Genomic DNA, 22852 nt, shown 5'->3' on the forward strand with positions numbered 1-22852 from the left:
TGTTGAATTGAGTGATTTTTCATGGCCACGCAGAAACAAGTTGCTGAATATTTCAACGTGTCAGATCGGACAATTCGCAGTTGGTCTAAAACCCCAGGTTTCCCAAAATCAAAGGGCGCGGGGGGTTATGACATTCGCCAAGTTGTGCTGTGGCGCATCGAATATTTAGACAGTAAATGCAGAGCCAGGCCTGATCCCGCACTTGAAGAACCAGCGGACGACGAAAAAGAGCTAAAACTAGCGGAAATGAGGGTCAAAATCCGGAAAGCCGAAATTGATATTAAGCACAAAGAAGTTGACCTTGAAGTTAAGGAAGGTCGCTTTGCTCCGATTGAAGTGATCACCCGAACACTTGAGCAAGTCAGCGTAGCCATCGCTAACAATATTGATTCTCTATTGCCTCGTTTAAAAAAGGCTCGTCCCGACATATCGCAAGAAGAACTCGACGAAGTTAAAAACATTATCGCTGTAAGTCGAAATGAGGTGGCCAGCATTGAACCAGATCTCTCAAGCTTCAATGCAAGCGATTATGCAGGCGGTTACGAGGGGGCTGAGTCCACTCAAGACGCAGATCCCTCAAACAGCTGTTGAATGGGCGGACAGTAACTTTTATCTGCCCGAGGGCTCGAGCCAGATACCAGGGCGCTGGACAACTCAACCTGTGCAAAAAGCATTGCTCAACATGATGGGCAATGACGCTATAGGCACGTTTACGCTGCAAAAACCCACGCGCTTTGGTTATACCAAAATGCTCTGTGCTGCTATGTGGTACTTAGGAGTCCACAAAAAACGCAGCGCGGCGATATATCAACCCACTGACCCTCTGGCCAAAAAGTTTACGCTCGACGAGGTAAACCCTCTTTTGCCTGTTGTGCCTGCTATCCAAGAGGTTTTCCCTGATTGGAGCATTAACAACGAAAACAACACCGTAAAAAAGAAAGTATGCACGGGCTTTTCGTTCGACATACTTGGCGCTGAGTCCCCGAATAACTTTCGAGCCATGACCAAGCAGGTGGTGATCGGCGATGAAATGTCATCGTGGAAGATCAACAGTGGTGAAGGTGACAATGTTAAATCGCTATTAAAACGTATCCAGGGCGCAAGCTTTGGTAAAGCGCTATTTGGCTCGACCGTTACGTTTACTGGCGATGTAATCGAGCGCCTAATTAACGAGGCAGACTGTGTTTTTAGCTTCCACATTCCCTGTCCACACTGTGGCCATCGACAAATCCTAGAGTGGGGCGATAAAGACTCTACATACGGGATGAAGTGGGACACGTCACAGAACAGTGATGAAGATAAGGCACAAACAGCGCACTACCTATGCCGCAATGCTGAGTGTCAGCAAAGCGATGAGAAAGGAAAGATTTACTATCGCTCTCTCACAAAAATGGAGGAAGCGGGGCGCTGGATATGTGAAAAAACAGGCATTTGGACAGAGGATGGGCTTTCGTTTTTTAACGAGGCTAATACTCGAGTTAAAGCCCCTCGCCGAGTCGGTATAAAGGTATCAGCGCTTTACTCACTCAACCTGACTGAGGGTTGGATAGAGTTAGTTCGTGAGTGGCTTGATATCAAAGGCGATGCTGACAAGCTCCAAGCATTTTGGAACTTAACATTAGGCTTGCACTGGCAACCACAAAACACCAAACGTAAACCTTACAAAGATTTACTCGATAGGCGTGAGACATACAAGGCCCGAGTGCCTAAAGATGTGGTGTATATCACGGTGGGTGGCGACACCCAAGATAATCGAATGGAAGCTTATGCCTGGGGATACACAGCAGACCGCAGAAAATACCTAATAGACCGTTTTATCTGTATGGGCGACCCCCGCGACCAAGAAGTACAAGATGCAGTTGCGGAGTTCTGTCGTAAAACATACACACATGAAAACGGCTCCCAAATGGGTATTAGTCGGATTTTATGGGACTTAGCCGGCCACCGCGCCGATGTGGTCTACAAACTCTCAAAACGTATTGGCCTACTGCGGTTTATCCCATGTCGCGGTTCAAGTAGTTATGACCAACCATTGATGACTATGCCGACGGGGATAAATAAAAAGCACGGCACATACATCATTCAAATTGGTACCGACACAGGTAAAGACCAATTTTATGCAGATTTAGAAGTGCCACTGAATGAACCCCGAGCAATCCATTTACCGCTGGATGATGAGATTTGTTCGAAGGACGTATGTAAGCAGTTAGTTTCAGAGGTTCGCAAACCTAAAAAGACCGCCCAGGGAACGCGATTTGTTTATGACAATGAAGGGCGCAGAAACGAGGCTCTGGACTGCTCAAACTACGCCGATGGGGCTTTGCAAGTTTCAATCGAAAAATTCGGCCTGAATTTATCCAAACACAACAGCCAAACAGAAGTTAAACAAACCTCGTCGAGTTTCGCGGAGCTCGGCAAGCAATTAGGTGCCCGATGAGTAAAGAGATATTAGCGATTCAACTTCAAGAAGCGAAAGATGCCTATCATGCGCTCATGACTGGGCAGCAAGTGGTGTCGTTTGCCCGAAATGGACGACAGACTCAGTTTTCTCAAGCGAATAAGCAAGAGCTAAAAAGCTACATCATGGAGCTAGAGCGCGAGATTCACGGCAACACCTCTCGCCGCCGAGGCCCAATGGGGGTGATTCTTGAACGATAGTGGATTAGTAGCACTCAATGGCGATCCGTTACGAGAGTATTGTGGCTATCGCGGCGGTTCAAGCGGTTTCGGAGGGCAAATGCGAGCCTGGACGCCACCGGTGCAGTCAGCGGATGCCGCGCTGTTACCCAATATTGATATGGGCAACGCCCGCGCTGATGACTTGGTGCGAAATAATGCGATAGCTCATGGCGGTGTGCAAATGCACATCGATAACGTTGTAGGTAGCTTATTTCGACCAAGCTATAAGCTTAATTACAAAGTGCTTGGTATGGAAGAAAAGGCAGCGCGAGAGTTTATGAAAGAAGCCGAGCAGGCTTTTATAGAATACGCTGAATCGCCTTATTGTTACATCGATGCTGAACGAAAGCGCACTTTTACAATGCTCGTGCGCGCGGTGGCTGGCGGTCATTGCCATCATGGTGAGGCTATGGGTATCAGTGATTGGATATCTCGCCCAGGCGCTATGTTCAAAACAGCAATTCAGCTGATATCCCCTAAGCGCGTTAGCAATCCGCAAGGTGTCATTAATAGCGCTCGTTTACGACAAGGCATAAAGCGTGATCGCTATGGTGCAGCTGTTGGCGCTTACATCAAAGAGGATAGTTATTCGGACTACGGCGAGCTAGACCGGTTCAGCGGCAAATGGCGTTACGTTAACAGAGAGACACGTTGGGGCCGACCTAAGTTTATTCATGTTTTTGAACCGCTAGAGCCAGGGCAAACTCGCGGCGCTAATCTGTTGATGAGCATGATGGAGCAGATGCAAAGCTTATCATCGTTGCAAAATCACAAGCTCCAAAACGCGATTGTCAATGCCATGTATGCCGCTGTTATTGAAAGTGAGCTTGATTCAGAGCAGGCCTTTCAGTTGATTTCGGGTGAGGGCGGTGCAGAGCAAATGCAAAAGTGGATGACCTATATGGGCGAATACCACAATGCCGCGAACATACGAATGGGTGGCACTCGAATCCCGCACTTAATCCCGGGTGAGTCGCTTAAGTTGTTGCATTCCGCCAATGCCGATAACGGATTTACGCATCTAGAATCATCCATTTTACGCTTTTTAGCTGCAGGCTTTGGCTTAAGCTACGAACAAATCGCACGCGATTGGTCAAAGGTCAATTACAGCTCAGGGCGCGCCAGTGTCAATGAGTCATTCCGTTACACCATGGGCAAGCGCAAGGTTATTGCGTCACGTTTCGCTAGTTTGGTGTTCGCCAACTGGCTAGAAGAAGCATTGCACCGTGGCTACCTGGTAGCACCGAAATCTCGTTATTCATTTTATGAACGCCGTGAAGCATGGACACGTTGCGAGTGGATTGGTGCCGGTCGATTGAGCATTGACGGACTCAAGGAAGTAAAAGAAGCCATTTTGCGCATTGAGGGCGGCTTATCCACTTATGAGAAAGAAGCAGCCTTAATGGGTGAGGACTACATAGAGCTCTTTGAGCAGCAGCAACGAGAAGTACAAGAACGTAAAGCGCGCGGCTTGCCGCCGCCAAGTTGGGTGCTTGCTGCAGGGTTTACCGATGAAAACAATGAAGAGGCTAACAACAATGCAAAATCCGCCCCAAACTAATAACCGAATGCACATTTTAAGTCGTGTCTGTAACGAGGCGCAGCTAGTCGAACCAGGCTACGCCCGCACATTCTTTTCTGCGTTGGGGTTACGGGCCAATGTGGGCCGCTTGGTCGACACTGATGGCACGGTGCTAAACACCGATGAAATGAAAGAAACAGTATCGAGCTTTGAGGGGCCAAGCTCTGAGCGTCGCCGACCTTATCAAGTCGTAGATGGAATCGCCTTGATACCGGTTAGCGGCACGCTAGTGCATAAGTTTGGCCATTTAAAACCATTCAGCGGCTCGACTGGCTATGACGGCGTTTTGGCGTGTTTGAAAGGGGCTATGGCTGACGAATCGGTCAAAGCCGTCATGCTCGATATTGATTCGCCTGGCGGCGAAGCAGCGGGCTGTTTTGATTGCGCTGCAGCCATTCGCAAGATGCGTGATATCAAACCTATCTATGGGCTGTGTTATGACAGCATGAACAGCGCCGCGATGGCGATAGGATCTGCCTGCTCGGAGCGCTGGATCACACAAAGTGGTCGTGCCGGCAGTGTTGGTGTCGTGATTGCCCACACATCATTTGAAGGGCATTTAGAGAATGAGGGCATTGAAATTACGTTGCTGCACTCTGGCAAGCACAAAGTGGATGGCAACCCATACGAAAAGTTAGGCGAGCAAGTGCGCACTGACATTCAAAGTCGACTTGATGAAAGTCGCAACAAATTTGCGGCCCTGGTCGCTGATCATATTGGTATCAGTAAACAAGCAGTGCTTGATACCGAAGCCCGAGTATTCACAGGCCAAGAGGCCATCGATGTTGGCTTTGCCAACAAACTTGTAAATGGTGCAGAAGCCGTACCGCTTTTGCGTGACGTTATCAATAGCAACTCAATCAAAGGAGCGTCTATGGCGACCTCAGAAACAACCTCAAAACCGGCGGCGAGTGCTGCCAATAAAGCTGACAAACAACAATCAGCCACAACCTCGTTTAGTCAGGCGGACATTGATCAGGCTCGAGCAGAAGGGGCAGAGCAGGAGCGGGCTCGTTGCAAAGATATCCTGGGGTGTGAAGAGTCAGCAGGCCGCAAGCAGCTGGCTACTCACTTGGCCTTTAGCACTGAAATGTCAGTGGATGAAGCTAAAGGGATGCTATCCGCCTCGCCTGTCGAAGCAACCACTTTAAGCGCTGACAGCAACGCAATTGGTGAACAGCTAGAAGTGGCCATGAAAGGCGAAAATGTGGGCCTGCAGGCATCAGGTGATGCAGGCGAACTTTCAGATGATGAGCTGCAAGAACAAGCGCTTTTAAATGACTACGATGCTGTAACCGGCACCAAGTAATTAGCCCATTCTCATAAGGAGTTTACCTATGAATAAACATAAACAACCAATTACCGGCTCAGGTGCAACCCCGACAGCAGTAGGCGTGTTCGTTGCTGCGATCACGGCAATAGCGCTTACCCCGATTGCTCGCATTAAAGACTCGGGCAAACTAACCAAATGGAACCCCGCCGGCACCGATGGCAGCCAAATCGCTATTGGTCTAACGGTTGGGCCGCTAGATACCACCTCGGGCGAGCAGAGCAGGCCTTACTATATTGGCGGGACTTTTAACCCTGACGAAATCGCTTGGCCACAAGCGGCCACCGCCGCTCAAAAGCTTGGTGCTTTTGATGGCACAGATATCCACCTGAAAGCGGCCCTCGACTAACCAAAAATGCTCCACACCCCATTGTTAACTAAGGTAAGACTATGACAGAACAAGTGAATATTAATAGCCCTCGCGCGCTACTTGGTGTAAGCCGCAAACGTGCTCGTATCTCAACTTTCTTTTTAGATTTCTTCTTTAAGAATATGTATACCTTTGATACAGAAGAAGTCGATCTAGACCAAGTAGATGAAAGCGTTAATGCTGCGATGTTTATTGCCCCCGAGGTTGATGGCAAGGTCATCAAGACACGCGGCCACACCACCACCTCATTTAAACCGGCCTCGTTAAAGCCTAAGCACGATGTTGACCCTAAAAAAGTGGTAAAGCGCCGACCAGGTGAGGGCATGGGCGGTGAGATGAGCTTGCAGCAACGCCGCAACGCCATCATTGTGCAGAATATTCAGGATGAAGAAAAAGCCATCAAACAAACCGAGGAATGGATGGCAGTAAAAGCGCTCGTTGACGGTAATTACACCTGTGATGGTGAGGAAATGCCAGAACCTTTAAATGTTGATTTTGGGCGCTCTCCTGAAAACAACATTGTGCTAGCTGGGGCCGCGTCTTGGACGAATCAAGATAAGGCAACTTTCGACCCTTGCGAAAAAATTGAAGAATATGCAGAACGCTCAAACGGGGCCATCGATATTATCGTATTAGATGGCAAAATGTGGGGCTTACTGAAGAGCTTTAAAAAGTTTAACGAAAAGTTAGACACTCGCCGTGGCTCCAACTCGCAGTTAGAAACATCGCTGAAAGACTTAGGCAAAGATGTGTCTATCAAAGGCTATCTTGGCGATGTGATGATCGTTGTCTACAAGGGTTATCGCAAGGTGAATGGTACGCGAGATTATTACCTTGATGATTACACATTATTCATGAGCCATACAGGGGTTGAGCATGCTCGTTTGTACGGTGCAATTATGGATGATGATGCTATCGAGCAAGGTATGTCAGAAACAGACCGTTTCCCGAAACTGTATAAAACGACCGGCGATGTGGCGCGCACTTATACAGTCACTAAATCAGCCCCTCTCATGGCGAATATTAGCCCCGATGATAGCGTGACTATCAAACTAGAACCCTAACCAACCACACACCTAAATAGGCCGCTATCGCGGCCTTTTTTATTTCACTCACAAGGAATCAATTATGAGTCAAGATATTGCAGATCTAAAAGCGAAAGTCGCTGAATTAGCCTTGGCACTCGGTCAAGATATCGAACCAGAGAGCACGAAAACTAAACTCAGTAAGCAGATCAAAGAGCTTGAAGAAGCCTTGAGTAAGCAAGGTACTGATGACGGTGAAGGTACTGGTGACGGCACAGGTGACGGTACTGGCACAGGTGACGGTGCAGCAAAACCGGTGGCTGTCTATAACAAGCGAAACGCTGTTGTTATTACGACTGTGAATGGCAGCGATGTTGAATTGAAGCCAGGCAAAAATACTGTGCCGGCTGATTTGGCGAAAAAGCTTGCCGAGATCAAAGGTATCAGCCTTTATGAGTCTGCTTAAAAAGCAACTGGCTCAAAGCCTCGCTGTTGAGCAGCAGTGCATACTCAACAGCGGTGAAGCTGGCCTGTACCAGGGCCAGCCTATCACTGTCGAACTAGATAAGCGTTTTCGCACCAAACAAGATCCATACTCGGGTGAACAGCGAGAGCAGATAACAGTCATTCGATTTTTAAATGCTCAATGCTCACCCAATGTGCATAGCTGGTGCGAGGTTGAAGGTAAATCATATCAGCTTACCGAGCTTTATGAGCGCGACGAAATATCAACAACGTTTATAGTGATATGAAACTAAGCCCTACTATTGGCAAGCTGAAAAAAGCCCAGCAAGCAGCGCTGGCCAGTGCGGTCACAGGCTCAGGTGAGCATGCGAAAAGCGTATTGGTCAACGCAATTTATGATCGTTACGCTTTTAAGATGCGAGACTATATTTCGCAGCGGCTTGCATTGAGCGTGGATCATCGCTTCGCAGAGCTGCGCGTGTCTGCCCGCCATCGCATTACCAACGCAATCAACTTTGTTGAAGAGCCCGTATATCGACAATCAAAGAACCCTCGCACCCCGAATAAGATGGTTTTAGACGGGTATATGGGCGCGTTCTTGCGCGGTAAAACGAGCCATTGGGGCGGTGCTTTCACGTTTGTTGGAAAAAATAACAACCTCTTATTGGCCTACCGTGAAAAAGGCGACTTATCGCGTGAAATACCTGATGTGTCGTATGGGCCAAGCGTGGCTGGCGCGCTGGTTAACGTTCGCGAGCAAGCCTATCCCGAAGTAATGCAACATATTCAAAAACGTTATCAGAGAGAACTATGAGCGCGAATAAAATACTCGATGAAGTCACGGCCTTTTTTGGAGGATTTGCCCCCGCACAACGCGGGTTTTATGTGCCTCAGCAATTGGTGCCAGGTGAAACAAAAAAGGTGATCATTCAGCCGGCTACACTCGGGCGAGATAAAAAAGCTAAAAGCATCGAAGTAATCGCCATTTTGATTACACCAGGAGCTTCATCGCAAGGAGCCGACACCACTCCCGATGAAACGCTTGTGAGCCTAGTTGAGGCCATTGATGAAAGTATAGATGGCTCCCAATCGGGTGTGAATAAAGCGCTCAATGGTCATGCTTTGGAATTTAAGCATGCCGAGACTATCAAGTTTGTGCCGCCTGAGTCACATGACCCATGTGCTAAGGCAATTTTTACCCTAACAGTAACCTACAGGAATCATTAATTATGAGTGGATTTATTTTGCGCGGCGAGGTGTTTCTAACCCGAGTCAATAAAAAAGGTGTGCCCCTAGGTGGCGCGGTCGGCCCTGTTAACGCCGAAGAACTCTCCCTCGAGCCTGATGTGTCAGAGATTTTGAGAACGTCAAATAATAAGCCGACTTATGGCAAGTCACTTGGCAAAGTACAAGATGCCCAACCGACCAAGGTTAAGCTTAAATTCGATGAAATCGAGGCTAAAGTTTTGGCGGAAACCTTGGGCGCTGAGCTATCAGAGCTTAATGCTGCGCCGGTCAATGCAGTTGGCAAAGCGATCACCTTACATGGCGATGGTTCCTGGACTCCCCTGGGTGCAAAGCAGATCACTGAGACCGGCTTTGCAGTGAATAACGGCGGTGCAGAGCCGTTAACACTGAATACTGATTACGAAGTTCATTGGGCCGGCGGGCTGATTCGCCCACTTAAAGGCGGCGTGTTAGAGGCCGGCGGAGATGTGACTGTCGACTTTCAATCCTTGGCTCGGGCTGGCTCATCTATCACAGGGGGGGAAGTCCAGGAAGTAAACTGGCATATCTCTCTGGTAGGCGAGAATGTTGATACCAATGAGGCTATTGCACTGGACATTCCACTGGCTCAGATGAGCTCAAGCGGAGCCATTAACTTGCTACAAAATGAGTTTATGTCACCAGAGTTCGAAGGGGTGGCCTCAGTGCCCAGTGATAAACCATACGACTACAAAATGGATGTCGTAGACCCCGTTTAATTACTCATGCTGTCCCAACCAAAGCCCCGTCCATCGGGGCTTTTTTGTAGGTAAATTATATGTCGTTCAAAAATACCGTTGTTGAGTTCATCATCAAAGGGCGTGATCTATTCACCCCTAGCGCAGACAAGGCCCAGCGCACTGCACAGGAGCTAGAACGCACGGTTGATATAATGAATGAGCGCCTTTCAGACATTGAAGGGCAGCAGGCAGCGTTAAAGCGTTTTGATGAGCTCAATAATACGCTGGGGCAAACAGAAGAAGCGTATAAGCAGGCTAGTGTAGAGCTTGAGCAATATAAAGAAGAACAAAAGCTCGCTCGTTCAGAAGTCAAAGAGCTCAATAGTGAGCTACGCAATGCAGAAACAACCCTCGCTGACTTAGAGCGCCAAGAGCGCAACAGCACCACAACAAACAACCAGTTGCAGCGTGACATTGAGCAACAGCGTCAAGCTGTTGAGCGTCTGCGACAGTCTCGCGATAAGTCATCGCGTTCTTTAGCTGATCACAATCTCAAAGTTAAACAGGCCCGAAGCGAATCGGGCAAACTTGGCACAACCCTCAATAAAAATAAAGCCGAGTTTGAAAAGCTCAATAAAACACTGGGCAAAACTGAGGCGGATTTAAGCGATGTTAGCAATGAGCTGCAGGAGCTAGAGCGCCAACAAAATGCTGCAAAAGCCTCAATCGCCAGTGCCACCGCTAAGCTTGAAAAGCAACGCGACCAAATGGAACGCGCCAGCAAATCAGCGGGTGACTACGGTGGCAGCATTCGCGATGCGACCCGCGACCTGGTTGCGTTTGCCGCTGCATACGTAGGACTTGATAAGTTCAAAGAGAGTTTGCTTGGCGTTCTCAGTGCCGGTGATAGGGCCGAGGCTTTTGCAACCCAAATGACCTCTATCATGGGGAGCATTGAAGCTGGTGAGCAGGCTACGCAGTGGATCAATGAGTTCGCAAATAAGACAGGCACAAACCTCGAACAAGCCAGAGAATCGTTTGTAAAATTAAAAGCCTTTGGTCTTGACCCTATGGCCGGCTCAATGCAATCGCTCATTGACTACAACGCCTTGCTAGGGGGGAGCCAGGAAAAGCTAAACGGTATCATCCTGGCCGTGGGCCAAGCCTGGGCCAAACAAAAATTGCAGGGTGAGGAAATACTGCAGCTCGTTGAAAGGGGCGTGCCGGTATGGGATATGCTGGCCGAGGTCACGGGTAAAAACACAATTGAGTTACAAAAGCTTTCCTCACAAGGTCAGCTTGGCCGTGATGTGATCCGCGAGTTGTTCGAGGAAATGGGCCGTCAATCAGAAGGGCAGGCCGCTCGCAGCCTTGAACGCCTGTCTGGTCAAGTAACATTGCTTTCAAATAAATGGGAGCAGTTCAAAATGCGCATCGCTGATAGTGGTGTGTACCGTGTCGCTATCCAGTTTATGACTGAGCTTAACGCGCAGTTTGATCGCATGGTTAACGACGGCACGATAGACCGCGCAGCACAAAAAATCAGTGACTTTTTCACGGCTATCATACGCGATGGCGGCGCATCCATTAAATCGCTCATTGAGAATGTTGATGCGCTTTTGACGGGAGCGGAGCGCGTAGTTGGAGCCATGCGCATTGTGTGGAATGGCTTTACTGCCGGCATTAAGACCGCAGCAATGGTGAGCACCGAATACGCTGGGCGCATGACTGATGCCTTTGCAAGTGCCCTTGATTTTGTGGGAGCCGATGAGTGGGCGCAAAAAGCCCAGCACCAGGCGAATGCGCTCAAGGCGGTCAGTGATGGTTTTCACCAAGGTATTTTGCAGGATGGCCGCGACCTTGACGCGGCGTGGCAGCAGTTTAACCAAACGGGGCAAACTCGCACCCGCCAGCAGTATCAGCAAACGACTCAAACAGTCAAAACAGAGCTAAATAAACAGACCCAGGCAGCAAAGCAAACGACTGACGCGTTAAAAAAAGCGACTACGACCGCTGCCACCGATATCAGTGTACTTTTAAGCAAAGCCGGCATTACAAGCACTGAATCGCTGTTAGAGCAGCAAGAGCAAGCGAAGTCGGTATATGAGCAAGTTAAAGAGCTACATGCACAGGGGGCCGTGGGTGTCTATGAACTTGAGCAGGCTTATATGAAATGGGCTGAGGCTGCTATCAATACTTCAACCGCCACTCGACAAGGCATACCGCCCACGGTTGAAGCCGCTGCCGCCGCTTTGGGGCTCTCCAATGAACTGAGAAACCTCATTGCTCAGGCGGAAAAATTAGCCCCGGTGGCTGACAATAACAGCGCCGCTGTGACGCGATTTAAAACGGATATCGCCAGCACGACCGAAGCCATTGAGCAAAACCGCTTAGTGTTAGCGAGTAACACCGCAACAACGCTAGAAAAAGCCCAGGCCCAGGAGTATTTAACAGAGCAAGAGCAGCGCTTAGAACTGCAGACACAGGCACTCAACGAAGTGATGCGCGCCGAGGAATCGACGCTGTTTGATCTTGAGCTGCAAAAAGAGCGTCTGCAGGAGCGCATGGATATGCTCAATGGTCGCTATGAAGCCGGCACAATCCGAGCTGACGAATACCGCTTTGAAAAAGATCAGATTGGGCGAGTTTTGCGAGTGGTGAATGAGCTGTTAGGTGATTTCTCTAATCGTCAAGAGCGCGCTACGGATGCCACAAAACAAGGAACGAGAGCAACAAAGGAGCAGGCCAAGGCGGCAAGAGAGAGCGCCCGCGAACTTGATAAACAAAGCCGCGCTTTAGACAAAGTGGCGAGCAGCGCGCAAAGCGCATCAAGCAATAGCTATTACCCCACTTCGGGCGGTGGGGGAACTTCGGCGATGCAATCAGGGGCCACCCCGAATCAATCACGCGCGACACGTTCATTTACTACCTACGATGTAAAAGCCGAGCGTTCAAAGCGCCTTTATGAAGAAGCTATTGCCCGTGAGTATCAAAAGTTTGCAAGCGATATAGCCGGCGCGACTTCGCTTAATGAGCTGTCGAAGCTCTATAACCGCATCAACAATATGCTGACTTATGTGTCACGCGAGCAAAAGCGCCAGCTGACAACGGAAATTAACAATAAGCGGCAACAAATCAAAGCGCAACAGGAGGCCGCGCGTCAGGCTCGTATTCTCGAGCAACAACAGCAGCGCCAAGCCAAGCAAGCCGCCACACAACCGACCCCACCACTTAGGTATAGCGAGCCCGCAGCAACGGGTGCGCCGACTGAGCTTGTCGAGGCATTAAATGGTTTCAGCGATGCAGTACGGGGGCGAGGTGAGATTGTGCGCTTACAAGTCGTATTCGGTGATGAGCTGCAGGAGCTATTAGCCCTGGCCGATGATGGCTTTATTTCAAAACTTGAGCAAATCCAGGAGACAACATGATCGCCTTTGCAGGGTTTTCTTTTAGCAATATGACGTGGGCTAACCGGTTTGCATGGTCGGGAGTGGTTCAACAATACGAGCGAGGCTGCAATGGTGCTCAGCATATCGAATCAACTCTCGTCGATGTGGGCCGGCCTATTACCTTTGTCGGTGAGGTTGAGCCCGCTGGGCCTATTTTAAATGTGATCGAGCACTCTCGGACCACCCTTGGCCCGTTTACGCTGACCGTTAACGGGGTTAATTATCAAGTTAAATGGCACCACAACCCCGTAGCTGTCAATGCTACCCCACTAAAAAACTACTCTGATGCAGATCCAGATCACTTTTCGAAAGTTGAGCTGCACTTTATTACTGTTTAAACGAGGTTTAAATGCGCAACGCACTTAAAATATTCAAACCTGAACTGCTGGGCAATGCGCCTTTCGCCGGTGGCCATCGCACCCCCGTTGAAGTGGTGAACGGCAAGCTTAACGATATATTTAGCTCGATTTCTGATGTTGACCATGCGCGCGGCTCTTTCGATTTAGTGAAGCTTTACCCCGCCGTGGCCACCGCTGACCAAGCGCGCTTTCAAGATGCACACATCTTTGTATCAGATGAGCCAGATGATGAGCTGGTCAGTACACTTGTGATAGAAGCGCCGGCACTCAATGACACCACCGAAATGGCCGAAATGCGCCAGCTGCTAGCGGCCCCTGATACGCGCTATCACGGTGTTGCGCTGACCACAGCTGAGGCCTCTGGCCAATCGGCTTTAGTTGAAAAAACGCAGACACCGCTTTTGCCGGTGACGCAGCGCGTAGTGCCAAAAATTAAAAACATAGTGTATCGCCACAGTGCGAGCACCAACGGCACCGAGTTCTTACGTCAGATCATCTTTGAAGCGCCGACAACGAATGATATTGCATTCTTTAGTTTTGAAGTGCCCGACCTATTCACGCTAAAACCGTATTATCGCGCTGAATATTACGGGCGCTTTGGCGGTATGAAGCGGTTGGAACCGATAGACAACAGTCAGGATGCGGAGCAGCTTTCAGTCACCGATGGTGTCGCGAGTGCAGCGCTACAAGTGGCATTGGGCGCGGGTAATTCATTTTACTTTTATTACTACTCAAGCGATGACTATCGCTATCATCAATACGCGCTTGATAACACAATGACACTCAGTGCTGATGAGGCGGTTGTGCCTGGAACGTGGCGCATAAAAAAAGCCGGAGATACAACGGTATACACTGATAATGGCTTTGGCGTGTTTTACGATAGTGAAGGTGCGCCATTTGCCCAGGGTAACTATGAAACCGGCGAGCTTTCGCCAGCTGCCAATGTCGACACTGTCGGAACACAAGCCGATGATTTGGGCGCAGTGATTTTTATGCGCAACGCGACGAACCAGGGCTACCGCCGCGAGTTTTCATTTAACGTGGGCACAGAGTCGTTTGTGATGAACTCGTTTTACTTGCGATGCACACTCGCAAACGGCTCTCAGTTTAGCGTCAGCGCAACCGATACGGGGGAAATCACCCACGCGAACATCAACGGCACCATCAACGCCAATGGCGATGTGAGCTTATCAGCGGCCACGGGTGTCGATATCACGCACCTCGAGTACGACATAGACTGGCTAGAAGAGCATGTGATGGACGCAGACTGGCTGCACATTGACCCGAACAGTCTCCCCAATAACGGGCGCGTTTCAATTTTCCATGTGAACAATATCGTGCGCATTCAACATCATGACGCAGTTGAGCGCCCGTCACTTGGCCAAGGTGACACCGTGCAAGTGCTCAAAGAGGCGGCACACGTTGAGCTCTACGATAAAGACTGGCAGCGACTTTACACGCCCGATGATGCCAACTTTAGCTATGACAAGACTTCGGGCCTTGTCACAATTAATGCGGGTATTAGCTCGTTTACTGGCCCGTTCACCATAACAAGTGTGCAATCTGAGCTTGTGACCGTCGACCACATCAATGATAAAGAGCTGCGTTTTTTAACACCGCTTACGCGCACATACCCAGCTGGCTCACGCATTTCTAGCGCGTATGTTCTCGGTGATTTACAAGCGCTTCCGAAGGATGAGCGCACCATTGCCGCCTGGCAAAACGATTTTGGGGCCAGCACACCGCCTGGCAGTGCCTCACTCAATACAACCCAGTACCCAATTGAAATGACTAACCTTGGCGCCATCAATCAGCGCTGGGCGGTGGTATTTGACAGCGAAACCGCTTACCGAGTCATCGGTGAGCATTTAGGCGTGGTTTATTCGGGCGATATTCTCAATGATTGCATTGTGATGAACCCCTTTGTGCAAGCGCCGTACTTCATTATTCGTAAAGAAGCATTCGGGGCTGGGTTATTACCTGGTGAGGCGTTCTTATTTGAAACGCTTTCTGCAGCACCGCCCATCATGGTCAGTCGCGCGGTGAACCCAGGGCACAGCTCAATCGAATACGATAAATCCACACTTTCACTACGAGGCAATAGGGACTCACTATGACGCAACCAGTAACCGTTTATCGTTGGGATGATGTAGGCGCACCACAGGTGGTTGATGGCCGCCCCAGCGAGTATATTGAGATATTCAAAAAGTGCCTGGTCGAGGGCTATGGCACTAAGCAGCCTTTAGGATGGACAATAGCTGAGGAATCAACAGCACCGCTTTTTATCGCCTTTCAAAACGATACTGCGAGCGGCGGAACAGGCGGCACGTTGATGCTCGATGCTCCAAGCAATGGGCCAAGTGATCCATTAAAGATACAGAGCGCTTTGGACTTTGCCAGTCAAGGCAGTTTTTCGCGCCCAGGCTTCTATTTTGCGATAGACTCAGGTTCAACCAATCCAGACTATACCGCCAAGAACTGGGTGATTATAGGCACGGCAACAGCATTTTATATGTATGCTTTTACGCCTTTTAGAGCAAACCAAAACTATCAGCAAACCACTTATTCCCCGTCATTTTTCGCAGGCGACCTCCATTCATTAATCCCTAATGATCCAGGCCGTTTCACGGCCTTCACTGGTGAAAGAGATAACCTGCAGACGCGCTGGAGCGGCACCTTAAATTACAAATTGGTTGATGCATCCCCAGGGGTTTTAATGAAGCTGTACCCTGCAGATGGCGGTGAAACGACAGTGTTAATGACTACCAGCAGTATCTTCGGAATTTATTGTGGCAATGGTGATTCTTCACTCTATTCAGCGGAGCCAGAAATCACAACTCTCTGTCCTCTGTACGTGGTAGCCGAGGATTCCTATAGTAACGCCACCACGATGAATAACGTCGTATCGCCATATTGCCGCGCGGTGCTCCCTGGCTTTTTTGTATCAGGCCAGGTGGGATACAGGAATGTGGGGTATCAACCTTTCACCAAAGCTATTGATAACCAGCAGTACATGCAAGTGCCAGCGGGGAATAGTAACCGCAATAGCGGACTTTGGATCAACATGGAGCAATGGTAAATGCACGTTGTTTCAATCAAGAACGCCATCCCTGAAAATGTGATTCAAGTGGGGTTTGTCCGCGTTGATGCACAACAAGAAGCTGAGCGGCTAATGTTCTTAGACAGAAACACCGGCGGGCTTTTATTTCATTGCAGCACTGGCACCGGCATTATTGACCGCTTTGTGCCGCTGAGCTACACGGTTGACCCTGTATTGATGGTGGTCATGCTCGATGACGATGCGCAATATAGCGGCAAGATTTTCGACTTAGTACAGGCGACCACAGTGGACTTGGCCACTTTTAATCCCGCCGATCCGTTTCCCGAACCAGGTGCTTAAATGTTCGTTAAACTGCGTTTTTCTTCTGGCTATGAGGTTAAAACCAGCCCGCTTATTATGCGCTTCGGCGATGATGGTGGGCCGGTTGACCCGCCAGAGCCGGTATTTGTTGAAACGGGCCAAGAGTGGCATATGCCTTGGCGCAATGGCGAATCGATTGAGTCTGCAACAACGCAGCGGTGGACAAGCTTGGCCGAGCAGCGCGACTTCACACACGCTTGGCAGACTACCGAGGCTGTGGGCCAGCAAATACAATGCGCATGGCTCAATGGAGAGCCCATTGGCAAGCATTATCAATTAGCGTTTTCAAGTTCACACCCGCTCACCGGCACAGACTTTACCTGGCGCTACGCTTCACTACTACCGAGCGAGCAAGCAGCATGGCACATGCGCTGGCGAACCAAATCACCACTCTCCGGCACAGACTTCACCTGGCGTTGGAAAGCAGGCCCACTCACCGGCATCGATGCAACGATGGAGTGGTGGCAAAGCCCTCATGAAGTTGGCCAATCAGTGCTGATGCACTGGGGGCCGTATCCGTGGCAATGGATTTGTTATTGGGTCGCGCACCCGTTCCCAGGAGCCGTTAAGCTGCGCTTTGATGAGCAAAGCCAGACCCATACGGGCGCAATCTCGATGCGTTTCGATGAGCCGCAAAAAGTGTGCTACTGGGGTTTACCAGGCGGCGATCAGCGAGGCTGGGACGATGTACCAACAAACGAAATTAAGGTGCCTATTATCGCGCCTGTTGCAAGGAGCTATTTGATGCAACCAACTTTTACGTGCGTGAGGGTGCGTGATGAAATGCAGATCATGCTTAGTTCATTCACTCACCAGCAAAGTCGCGGGCAATTCGCCGCCGTGGTTAATTTAAAGTTTATGTCACGCATTGACCAAGAACGTGCCATTAACGAGTTGCTGCGTATCGAGCTCAACGGCTATGAATTTTACGCCTGGGCCGAAAGCCCCTCTAAACAGATTTCATTTAATAACTATCAATATTCAGCAAGTGGGCGTAGTCGAGTTGCTGAGTTAGCTTCACCTAACAAGGCACCGGCCAATTACTCAAACCAGACAGTGCAAACAATTGCAGGGATAATGAGCGGCCTACTTTCGGATGGTTGGACTCTTGATAGCCAAGTAATTGATTTTCCAGTGCCGGCCCGAGCTTTCAACATTATGAATAAAGCGCCGGCAGAAGCGCTAAATGAAGCTGCAGAACGCATTGGGGCTATGGTGCTTTGCGATGACTCTCTAAAAAAAGTCCGCATCGTACCACGGTGGCCTGTTATGCCCTGGGATACAGCAAGCGCGACCTGTGATGTAGTTCTTAATGAAGGGGTGATCATCAGTCACAGCGCAAGAGAAATAAGACAGCCTGATTTTAATGTTGCCTTTGTGAGAGGTGAGCAGGAGGGGGTGAGCTGTCGCGTTAAACGTAGAGAAACGCTGGGCGATAGGTATGCACCTGAAATCGTTGATAGCCTCATTACAGATATACAAGCGGCTAGGCAGAGAGGGAGCGCGGTGCTAGCCGATAGCGGTAAAAAAGAGGAGAGCACTATAAAGACGAAAATTATGCCGCAGTTGCCGCCCTTACAACGTGGCCAGTTAATTGGCATTCAGTATGCCCAGCATCTATATAAGGCAACATGCGACACGGTTACAGTAAGCGCCGCAGTAGACAAGCAGGGCCGAATCACAATCAATCAAACAGCGGGGCTAGTTAAAAATGTCTAATGCTTTAAGCCGGCTAAGCGCGATACTGGCGAACCCAAGGCGTACAATTGTGGAAGTGGTGCAAGTTCACTCAAATGGCACCACCACAGTTAGGCACGCCGATGGCAGTGAAACAACCGTTTTAGGGTCTGATGTGGTCGCCAGCCATGCGTATATGGAAAATGGTAAAATTATCGGTGAAGCACCGGATTTACCTTATTATGAAATAGAAGTGTAGCAATGACTTTTTGACAAAGTTTTAATGGCTAGAAGGTGAGTTTCCATCCGCTTCCGATAGAGTCCCTTTGCTCGGCTTCACTTCCTCACTCTCTAGTATTTTTTTGATAACGAGAGCATTCTTGTAAGGCCATGTTAGAGAATTAAAAAAGAAGGCTGATAAAAACACTGAAGTAGCGAAAATGGCCCTCGCTGTTAATTCAATGAGGGAGTAGTCTTGCGAGGAACCTGAAAGTACTAATAATTGAAGCACTGAGAAGATACCTACAACGAACCCGAAAAACGAGCTAGCTTTAGATGAGGCCCAATCAAATCTATTTAATTTTACTGTTAGCTGATCGTCTTCTATAACCAAGTATCTATTTTGAAAAGCCCTTCTAATCATGACCCATGTAATTTCTTTCTCATGAGTCTCTGCAAGAACCATCAGTTTCTTCCTCTCATAACTAGTGGTCATAATCCCATAAAATTTTTTGAACGAATAGGTCTCAATATAATCCTTCAGGAGCTTATGAGCTTCGTCGCTCAGAGCTGTACACTCCAATAGCTCCTTTGCTTGAGCTATATCTCTCATTTTTCTTTCCTGAAGCTGAAGAAGCAATTGTGTCGGTTGCTTCTTCATAATGATTGCACCTAACAGAAAGGCGAGAAAAATCCACACCCCCTGCGGGTTTGATAGACCCAAAATCCACTCTTCTAACTTCACCATTATACCCCTAAACTCCCAAATCTTATGGTTTACAGCTATCAGTCACTATGGGGTTACCATATCCTTGCGAGTCCTTTATTCTTCCATTTCTTAAACACTCCCAAGAGCTAACCGGGTCATCTGTATTCCATTGTTTCATTAGTTCCAACGTGCTCGAATCAATGTTTGCGCCATACCGTTGGACCATATAAAGGTAGGTTCTGGCAATATCACCTCTGACGCCGTGTGAAGGTTCAGCGGTGTCCTTATCAAAATCAACTTCAAAATCACACTGACCATACAGCCTATTTTCTCCAGTTATAACTGCGAACTGATAGTTCGAACGGTCTGCGTTTAGTTCTCCAACGGCAGGCACCAAGTTTACTAAATCGTCGTGGGCTCTTCTGAAAAGAGGCACTAATTCATACGCACATTCACGGCCAGAGAGGTAAGAGCCATCATTTTCTTGGCATTCCGGAAAATTCTTGCGATTTTTCCACTCATCGAGTTCCCCACCAATGATATGTGCGGGCATAATGTGTTCCCACTCTATGCGAGATACTCTAGCGTTTGGCTTGCCGCTATTAGTAATTGGTCTTCTTGGTTCATATCCGCACGAGCTAGGTTCGATCATCGTTTCATGAGTATTGCCATCACCATCTAAATCTTGAGTGTCGTCAAAAACAAAATTACATTCGCAGTAGAAAGTTGTGTCTTGGTCAAAATAAACGTCTCTTTCTGCTTTTGATTTAGCATTGCTGAAGCTGGTGGGGTAGTTACTAGGTAAGGGGGGTAGGGTCAGCTTACTGGTTGATGTTGGTTGTGGAGTTGAATTGTGGCAATGGTAGCCACCTGATTTATTATCTTTATGGCACCCATCAGAGTTAGTTCGACCACTATGGGCCAGAGATTTAGTTGTCAACAACAGGGTGCATGCTAGTAGAGGCAGGATGTATGGTTTCATTTTTGCGTCCTTTCTGAGGTGCCAGTTACAAAAGTTAGGCTAGACCAAAAGCAGAACCACCGCCAGCCACGAAAAATTCACCAAGCCAACTTGGACAAAGACGCGTTGAATAACACTGAATAGTCATCTTTTGACCTAATAATTTTTGCTCCCATCGACGTTAAGTGGCGAGCGCCTGACAAATTCATATTTGCAGGTGCATTGTCAGGTATAACAGTAAATAATGGATGTCTCTCTTCAAGACAAAATTTCGCATGTGTCATAGTTCCACTTTTTTCAGCACACTCTACGATGACAGACGAACTAGAGAGCCCAACTTGAATTCGATTGCGGGGTACGAAATTTTGTTTCCTTGCTGGACTGCCCGGCGGCTGCTCACTGACTATAAGGCCACCGGTATTTAATATTTGCTGAGCCAGGGCACTATTTGACTTTGGAGTAAATATATCAACACCTGACGCCAGTACAGCGATAGTTGGACCATTTACTTCTACAGCACCTTTATGTGCTGCAGCATCAATTCCCAAAGCTAAACCAGATACTACGGGGATATTGTTGAGAGCTAGAAATGAAGAGATCCGCTGAGCTATTGTTAACCCTGTCGAGGAAGCATCCCTAGAACCAACTACACTAACCCCGGGAGCTCCCAATAACTCTAAGTTACCCATCGCCCAAATTGTACGAGGAGGCGCCATGATACTTGCGAGGTGATTTGGGTAAAGGGCATCACCCTTGCGTATCTCTGTGATATCAAACATTTTTATGAAGTTTTACCTAATGCTATTGCCGCTACAACAGTATATCCTGCACGCTCAAGTTTTGAAATTGCAGCTTTCATACTATTGCCGGTAGTAGTGACGTCATCCAACAGAACTACAGGTTTTTTGTTAGAAGCAGGTGTGGGAACTGACAAGGAATTTACGTGAACTTCGATAGCTCGGTTTCCACCAGCGGCTAACTTGTCGATAGATTCGTCACGCTTTATCAGGTTACCTTTATCATTTAATACATCAAACTTTTGAGAGAGTTTTGGTATGAGTTGTTTAAAGCCTGGATGGTGCTTTCCTTTTGTACTTGATGGCACCGTCGCAACATAGAATGGCTTATTACCTACTAGCTCGGTTATTTTCTTTTCAACACGACTTAGCCAGAACGGTATTGATTTAGCCTCTCCTTTTTTAAAAGAGAGAAGCATGCCTGAAACATGGTCAAATGCTGGGTTGTTGCCTTGGTGATATGGATTATATCGCGAGAGATGGTGAATATTCATAGCTAGTCCCTTAGTCGGCCTCAACGAACCCATTCCGTTGAGTTCAAATTCCGTACAAAATATTAGCGCGTACCTAAAAATAGTCAACTAACAATTTTTGTGAATTAGATCGCCACCTTTTGCTTAGCTTGGTTAAGATAACCAGCTAAACTCGCAACCTTCAGGTAAAGTAATAATTCTTTCTCCATACCGATACCTTCTCCTGGGAGGTATATAACCGTCGGCTCGAACAAAATTATCGTCATAGCCATAAGTTTCTCTTAGACCGAACGCCATACGTTTGATTACCTGTTGCTTCGTGAGCTCTACACCTGTAAACGCATCAAAATAAGTAGGGCCTATACCTCCAAATGATGCCTGGCTGTCAATATGGATAGGCCTAAAGTAACTAGCTTTCCAACACGACCAGTGTGCAGGGCCGTTTAAAAGCCAAATGATTCCAGGTGTGAGCTCTTTTCGACAAATCGAGCAGATCACTTTCATGAAGTAGCATCCACTTTTATTGCCTGGCTAGGTACGGGCTCCATTAGGGGGGTCAACTCATCGGCGCTACTCCAGAGCCAGTAATCTATATCCTCTGGGTGAATAAGGAGAGGCATGCGTCCGTGATATTGTGAGCATTTGGAGTTGGGTCTAATTGTAAGCGTGATTAATTGTGCTCCTAAATCATTAGGATAATAAATACCAGCCATAAAAAGAGCGTGTACCTTTGAGCCAGAGAATAGGTACTTTTGCTTACGTTTGTCGCCTTCGTCTCGCCATTCGTACCAACCAGAGCAGGGGATAAGACATCGGTGACTTTGCATCGCTTGACGAAATGTTTTCTTCTCTCTTGCAGTTTCAGCTTGTGCATTAATCAATAGCCTTGAGGACCACGAAGTTTTCAAACCCCAAGTGGGATTTAATTGATAGATTCCATCGGAGGAACCCGCTATAACGCTTACTTGCTGGGTGGGTCTCAAGTCTGTATTAGTGTTTGCCTCAAACTTGATCCCTAAAATTTCTGAAACAATACCGCATAAAGGATCATTGATAACGTTTAGCCGTCCACACATAAGCTATCTCATCTCACAATCTTAATACTGTTTAAATATACAGTGCAATATTAAGTTGGACAAGGAACGGTCAAAAAGTACCTAGATTGGGTTATCCATACTTATTAGATAGCTTAGTAACAATTGAGAAATTTAGAATATTGGGCTGGTGGTTTTGATAAAGTCAGGGAGCCAGTTTGTGGCTTAAAATATGACGATAAACTCGGATTGGAGGATGATTCCAAAAATTATTTTACTACTGAATTACTACTGAATTACTACAGCAATTTTGAAGGAGGCTAGATAGAACTTTCTAACCAGTTGTTTCTAGGGGG

At 48.1% G+C, this 22852-nt stretch carries 25 protein-coding genes; 19 read left to right on the forward strand and 6 right to left on the reverse strand.

Annotation, left to right across the window (positions count from 1 at the left end; genetic code table 11):
• The first annotated feature begins 21 nt into the window (after window positions 1-21).
• From W04_RS17580 to W04_RS17670, 19 genes are all read left to right on the forward strand, one after another.
• Entirely contained in the window at window positions 22-591 is a 570-nt protein-coding gene (locus W04_RS17580; protein WP_053911781.1) for a hypothetical protein, read from the forward strand.
• Window positions 494-2437 (forward strand): terminase gpA endonuclease subunit, encoded by a 1944-nt coding sequence (locus W04_RS17585; RefSeq protein WP_197275982.1) that lies wholly within the window; start codon window positions 494-496, stop codon window positions 2435-2437. Before W04_RS17580 ends, W04_RS17585 begins: the two co-directional genes overlap by 98 nt.
• Window positions 2434-2658 (forward strand): gpW family head-tail joining protein, encoded by a 225-nt coding sequence (gene gpW, locus W04_RS17590; RefSeq protein ID WP_053911783.1) that lies wholly within the window; start codon window positions 2434-2436, stop codon window positions 2656-2658. The genes W04_RS17585 and gpW overlap by 4 nt, the downstream gene beginning before the upstream one ends.
• Window positions 2648-4240 (forward strand): phage portal protein, encoded by a 1593-nt coding sequence (locus W04_RS17595; protein WP_053911784.1) that lies wholly within the window; start codon window positions 2648-2650, stop codon window positions 4238-4240. The genes gpW and W04_RS17595 overlap by 11 nt, the downstream gene beginning before the upstream one ends.
• Window positions 4218-5570, forward strand: a complete 1353-nt coding sequence (locus tag W04_RS17600; RefSeq protein ID WP_053911785.1) for a S49 family peptidase — start codon at window positions 4218-4220, stop codon at window positions 5568-5570. Before W04_RS17595 ends, W04_RS17600 begins: the two co-directional genes overlap by 23 nt.
• Window positions 5571-5598: 28 nt before the next feature.
• Window positions 5599-5940, forward strand: coding sequence for a head decoration protein (locus W04_RS17605; protein WP_053911786.1), 342 nt, complete (start codon window positions 5599-5601; stop codon window positions 5938-5940).
• A 41-nt stretch (window positions 5941-5981) separates the two neighbouring features.
• Entirely contained in the window at window positions 5982-7025 is a 1044-nt protein-coding gene (locus W04_RS17610; RefSeq protein WP_053911787.1) for a major capsid protein, read from the forward strand.
• A 64-nt stretch (window positions 7026-7089) separates the two neighbouring features.
• Entirely contained in the window at window positions 7090-7452 is a 363-nt protein-coding gene (locus W04_RS17615) for a hypothetical protein (protein ID WP_053911788.1), read from the forward strand.
• Entirely contained in the window at window positions 7439-7738 is a 300-nt protein-coding gene (locus W04_RS17620) for a hypothetical protein (protein ID WP_053911789.1), read from the forward strand. Before W04_RS17615 ends, W04_RS17620 begins: the two co-directional genes overlap by 14 nt.
• On the forward strand, window positions 7735-8265 hold the full coding sequence (locus tag W04_RS17625) for a hypothetical protein (RefSeq protein WP_053911790.1): 531 nt from the start codon (window positions 7735-7737) through the stop codon (window positions 8263-8265). Before W04_RS17620 ends, W04_RS17625 begins: the two co-directional genes overlap by 4 nt.
• Window positions 8262-8678, forward strand: coding sequence for a hypothetical protein (locus W04_RS17630; RefSeq protein WP_053911791.1), 417 nt, complete (start codon window positions 8262-8264; stop codon window positions 8676-8678). Before W04_RS17625 ends, W04_RS17630 begins: the two co-directional genes overlap by 4 nt.
• 2 nt (window positions 8679-8680) lie before the next feature.
• Complete coding sequence (locus W04_RS17635) at window positions 8681-9436, forward strand: hypothetical protein (protein ID WP_053911792.1); 756 nt, start codon at window positions 8681-8683, stop codon at window positions 9434-9436.
• Window positions 9437-9495: 59 nt separating this feature from the next.
• A complete protein-coding gene (locus W04_RS17640; RefSeq protein ID WP_053911793.1) occupies window positions 9496-12825 on the forward strand; it encodes a tape measure protein in 3330 nt (1109 codons plus the stop codon).
• Complete coding sequence (locus W04_RS17645) at window positions 12822-13184, forward strand: hypothetical protein (protein WP_053911794.1); 363 nt, start codon at window positions 12822-12824, stop codon at window positions 13182-13184. The genes W04_RS17640 and W04_RS17645 overlap by 4 nt, the downstream gene beginning before the upstream one ends.
• Window positions 13185-13195: 11 nt before the next feature.
• Complete coding sequence (locus W04_RS17650) at window positions 13196-15322, forward strand: hypothetical protein (RefSeq protein WP_053911795.1); 2127 nt, start codon at window positions 13196-13198, stop codon at window positions 15320-15322.
• A complete protein-coding gene (locus tag W04_RS17655; RefSeq protein WP_053911796.1) occupies window positions 15319-16284 on the forward strand; it encodes a hypothetical protein in 966 nt (321 codons plus the stop codon). Before W04_RS17650 ends, W04_RS17655 begins: the two co-directional genes overlap by 4 nt.
• Window positions 16285-16605, forward strand: coding sequence for a hypothetical protein (locus tag W04_RS17660; protein ID WP_053911797.1), 321 nt, complete (start codon window positions 16285-16287; stop codon window positions 16603-16605).
• A complete protein-coding gene (locus tag W04_RS17665) occupies window positions 16606-18345 on the forward strand; it encodes a hypothetical protein (RefSeq protein ID WP_053911798.1) in 1740 nt (579 codons plus the stop codon).
• Between the two features lie 49 nt (window positions 18346-18394).
• Window positions 18395-18562 carry a hypothetical protein gene (locus W04_RS17670; protein ID WP_231658199.1) on the forward strand — a complete coding sequence of 56 codons (168 nt, stop codon included), beginning with the start codon at window positions 18395-18397 and terminating at the stop codon, window positions 18560-18562.
• 21 nt (window positions 18563-18583) lie between these two features.
• On the opposite strand, the gene W04_RS17675 is transcribed toward W04_RS17670, so the two are convergent.
• From W04_RS17675 to W04_RS17695, 6 genes are all read right to left on the reverse strand, one after another.
• Window positions 18584-19270 (reverse strand): hypothetical protein, encoded by a 687-nt coding sequence (locus tag W04_RS17675; protein ID WP_053911800.1) that lies wholly within the window; start codon window positions 19268-19270, stop codon window positions 18584-18586.
• Between the two features lie 22 nt (window positions 19271-19292).
• Window positions 19293-20213 carry an endonuclease gene (locus tag W04_RS17680; RefSeq protein ID WP_082342282.1) on the reverse strand — a complete coding sequence of 307 codons (921 nt, stop codon included), beginning with the start codon at window positions 20211-20213 and terminating at the stop codon, window positions 19293-19295.
• 77 nt (window positions 20214-20290) lie between these two features.
• Entirely contained in the window at window positions 20291-20971 is a 681-nt protein-coding gene (locus tag W04_RS17685; RefSeq protein ID WP_053911801.1) for a DNA-processing protein DprA, read from the reverse strand.
• Between the two features lie 2 nt (window positions 20972-20973).
• On the reverse strand, window positions 20974-21483 hold the full coding sequence (locus W04_RS19005) for a phosphoribosyltransferase (protein ID WP_053911802.1): 510 nt from the start codon (window positions 21481-21483) through the stop codon (window positions 20974-20976).
• Between the two features lie 104 nt (window positions 21484-21587).
• Window positions 21588-21734, reverse strand: coding sequence for a hypothetical protein (locus tag W04_RS18930; protein WP_157576528.1), 147 nt, complete (start codon window positions 21732-21734; stop codon window positions 21588-21590).
• Window positions 21735-21962: 228 nt separating this feature from the next.
• Complete coding sequence (locus tag W04_RS17695; protein ID WP_053911803.1) at window positions 21963-22538, reverse strand: SOS response-associated peptidase; 576 nt, start codon at window positions 22536-22538, stop codon at window positions 21963-21965.
• Between the last annotated feature and the right edge of the window lie 314 nt (window positions 22539-22852).

The sequence above is a fragment of the Pseudoalteromonas sp. SW0106-04 genome, assembly GCF_001293805.1.
Taxonomy (GTDB): Bacteria; Pseudomonadota; Gammaproteobacteria; order Enterobacterales; family Alteromonadaceae; genus Pseudoalteromonas; species Pseudoalteromonas ruthenica.

Excerpts from the sequence above, each read along its gene's own strand:
- W04_RS17665 (WP_053911798.1), top strand. The coding sequence starts at position 16,606 with ATGTTCGTTAAACTGCGTTTTTCTTCTGGCTATGAGGTTAAAACCAGC.
- W04_RS17695 (WP_053911803.1), bottom strand. The coding sequence starts at position 22,538 with ATGTGTGGACGGCTAAACGTTATCAATGATCCTTTATGCGGTATTGTT.
- W04_RS17610 (WP_053911787.1), top strand. The coding sequence starts at position 5,982 with ATGACAGAACAAGTGAATATTAATAGCCCTCGCGCGCTACTTGGTGTA.
- W04_RS17640 (WP_053911793.1), top strand. The coding sequence starts at position 9,496 with ATGTCGTTCAAAAATACCGTTGTTGAGTTCATCATCAAAGGGCGTGAT.
- W04_RS17675 (WP_053911800.1), bottom strand. The coding sequence starts at position 19,270 with ATGGTGAAGTTAGAAGAGTGGATTTTGGGTCTATCAAACCCGCAGGGG.
- W04_RS17650 (WP_053911795.1), top strand. The coding sequence starts at position 13,196 with ATGCGCAACGCACTTAAAATATTCAAACCTGAACTGCTGGGCAATGCG.
- W04_RS17625 (WP_053911790.1), top strand. The coding sequence starts at position 7,735 with ATGAAACTAAGCCCTACTATTGGCAAGCTGAAAAAAGCCCAGCAAGCA.
- W04_RS17680 (WP_082342282.1), bottom strand. The coding sequence starts at position 20,213 with ATGAAACCATACATCCTGCCTCTACTAGCATGCACCCTGTTGTTGACA.
- W04_RS17600 (WP_053911785.1), top strand. The coding sequence starts at position 4,218 with ATGCAAAATCCGCCCCAAACTAATAACCGAATGCACATTTTAAGTCGT.
- W04_RS17620 (WP_053911789.1), top strand. The coding sequence starts at position 7,439 with ATGAGTCTGCTTAAAAAGCAACTGGCTCAAAGCCTCGCTGTTGAGCAG.
- W04_RS17630 (WP_053911791.1), top strand. The coding sequence starts at position 8,262 with ATGAGCGCGAATAAAATACTCGATGAAGTCACGGCCTTTTTTGGAGGA.
- W04_RS17645 (WP_053911794.1), top strand. The coding sequence starts at position 12,822 with ATGATCGCCTTTGCAGGGTTTTCTTTTAGCAATATGACGTGGGCTAAC.
- W04_RS18930 (WP_157576528.1), bottom strand. The coding sequence starts at position 21,734 with ATGGCTATGACGATAATTTTGTTCGAGCCGACGGTTATATACCTCCCA.
- W04_RS17660 (WP_053911797.1), top strand. The coding sequence starts at position 16,285 with ATGCACGTTGTTTCAATCAAGAACGCCATCCCTGAAAATGTGATTCAA.
- W04_RS17615 (WP_053911788.1), top strand. The coding sequence starts at position 7,090 with ATGAGTCAAGATATTGCAGATCTAAAAGCGAAAGTCGCTGAATTAGCC.
- W04_RS17685 (WP_053911801.1), bottom strand. The coding sequence starts at position 20,971 with ATGTTTGATATCACAGAGATACGCAAGGGTGATGCCCTTTACCCAAAT.
- W04_RS19005 (WP_053911802.1), bottom strand. The coding sequence starts at position 21,483 with ATGAATATTCACCATCTCTCGCGATATAATCCATATCACCAAGGCAAC.
- W04_RS17605 (WP_053911786.1), top strand. The coding sequence starts at position 5,599 with ATGAATAAACATAAACAACCAATTACCGGCTCAGGTGCAACCCCGACA.
- W04_RS17580 (WP_053911781.1), top strand. The coding sequence starts at position 22 with ATGGCCACGCAGAAACAAGTTGCTGAATATTTCAACGTGTCAGATCGG.
- gpW (WP_053911783.1), top strand. The coding sequence starts at position 2,434 with ATGAGTAAAGAGATATTAGCGATTCAACTTCAAGAAGCGAAAGATGCC.
- W04_RS17655 (WP_053911796.1), top strand. The coding sequence starts at position 15,319 with ATGACGCAACCAGTAACCGTTTATCGTTGGGATGATGTAGGCGCACCA.
- W04_RS17635 (WP_053911792.1), top strand. The coding sequence starts at position 8,681 with ATGAGTGGATTTATTTTGCGCGGCGAGGTGTTTCTAACCCGAGTCAAT.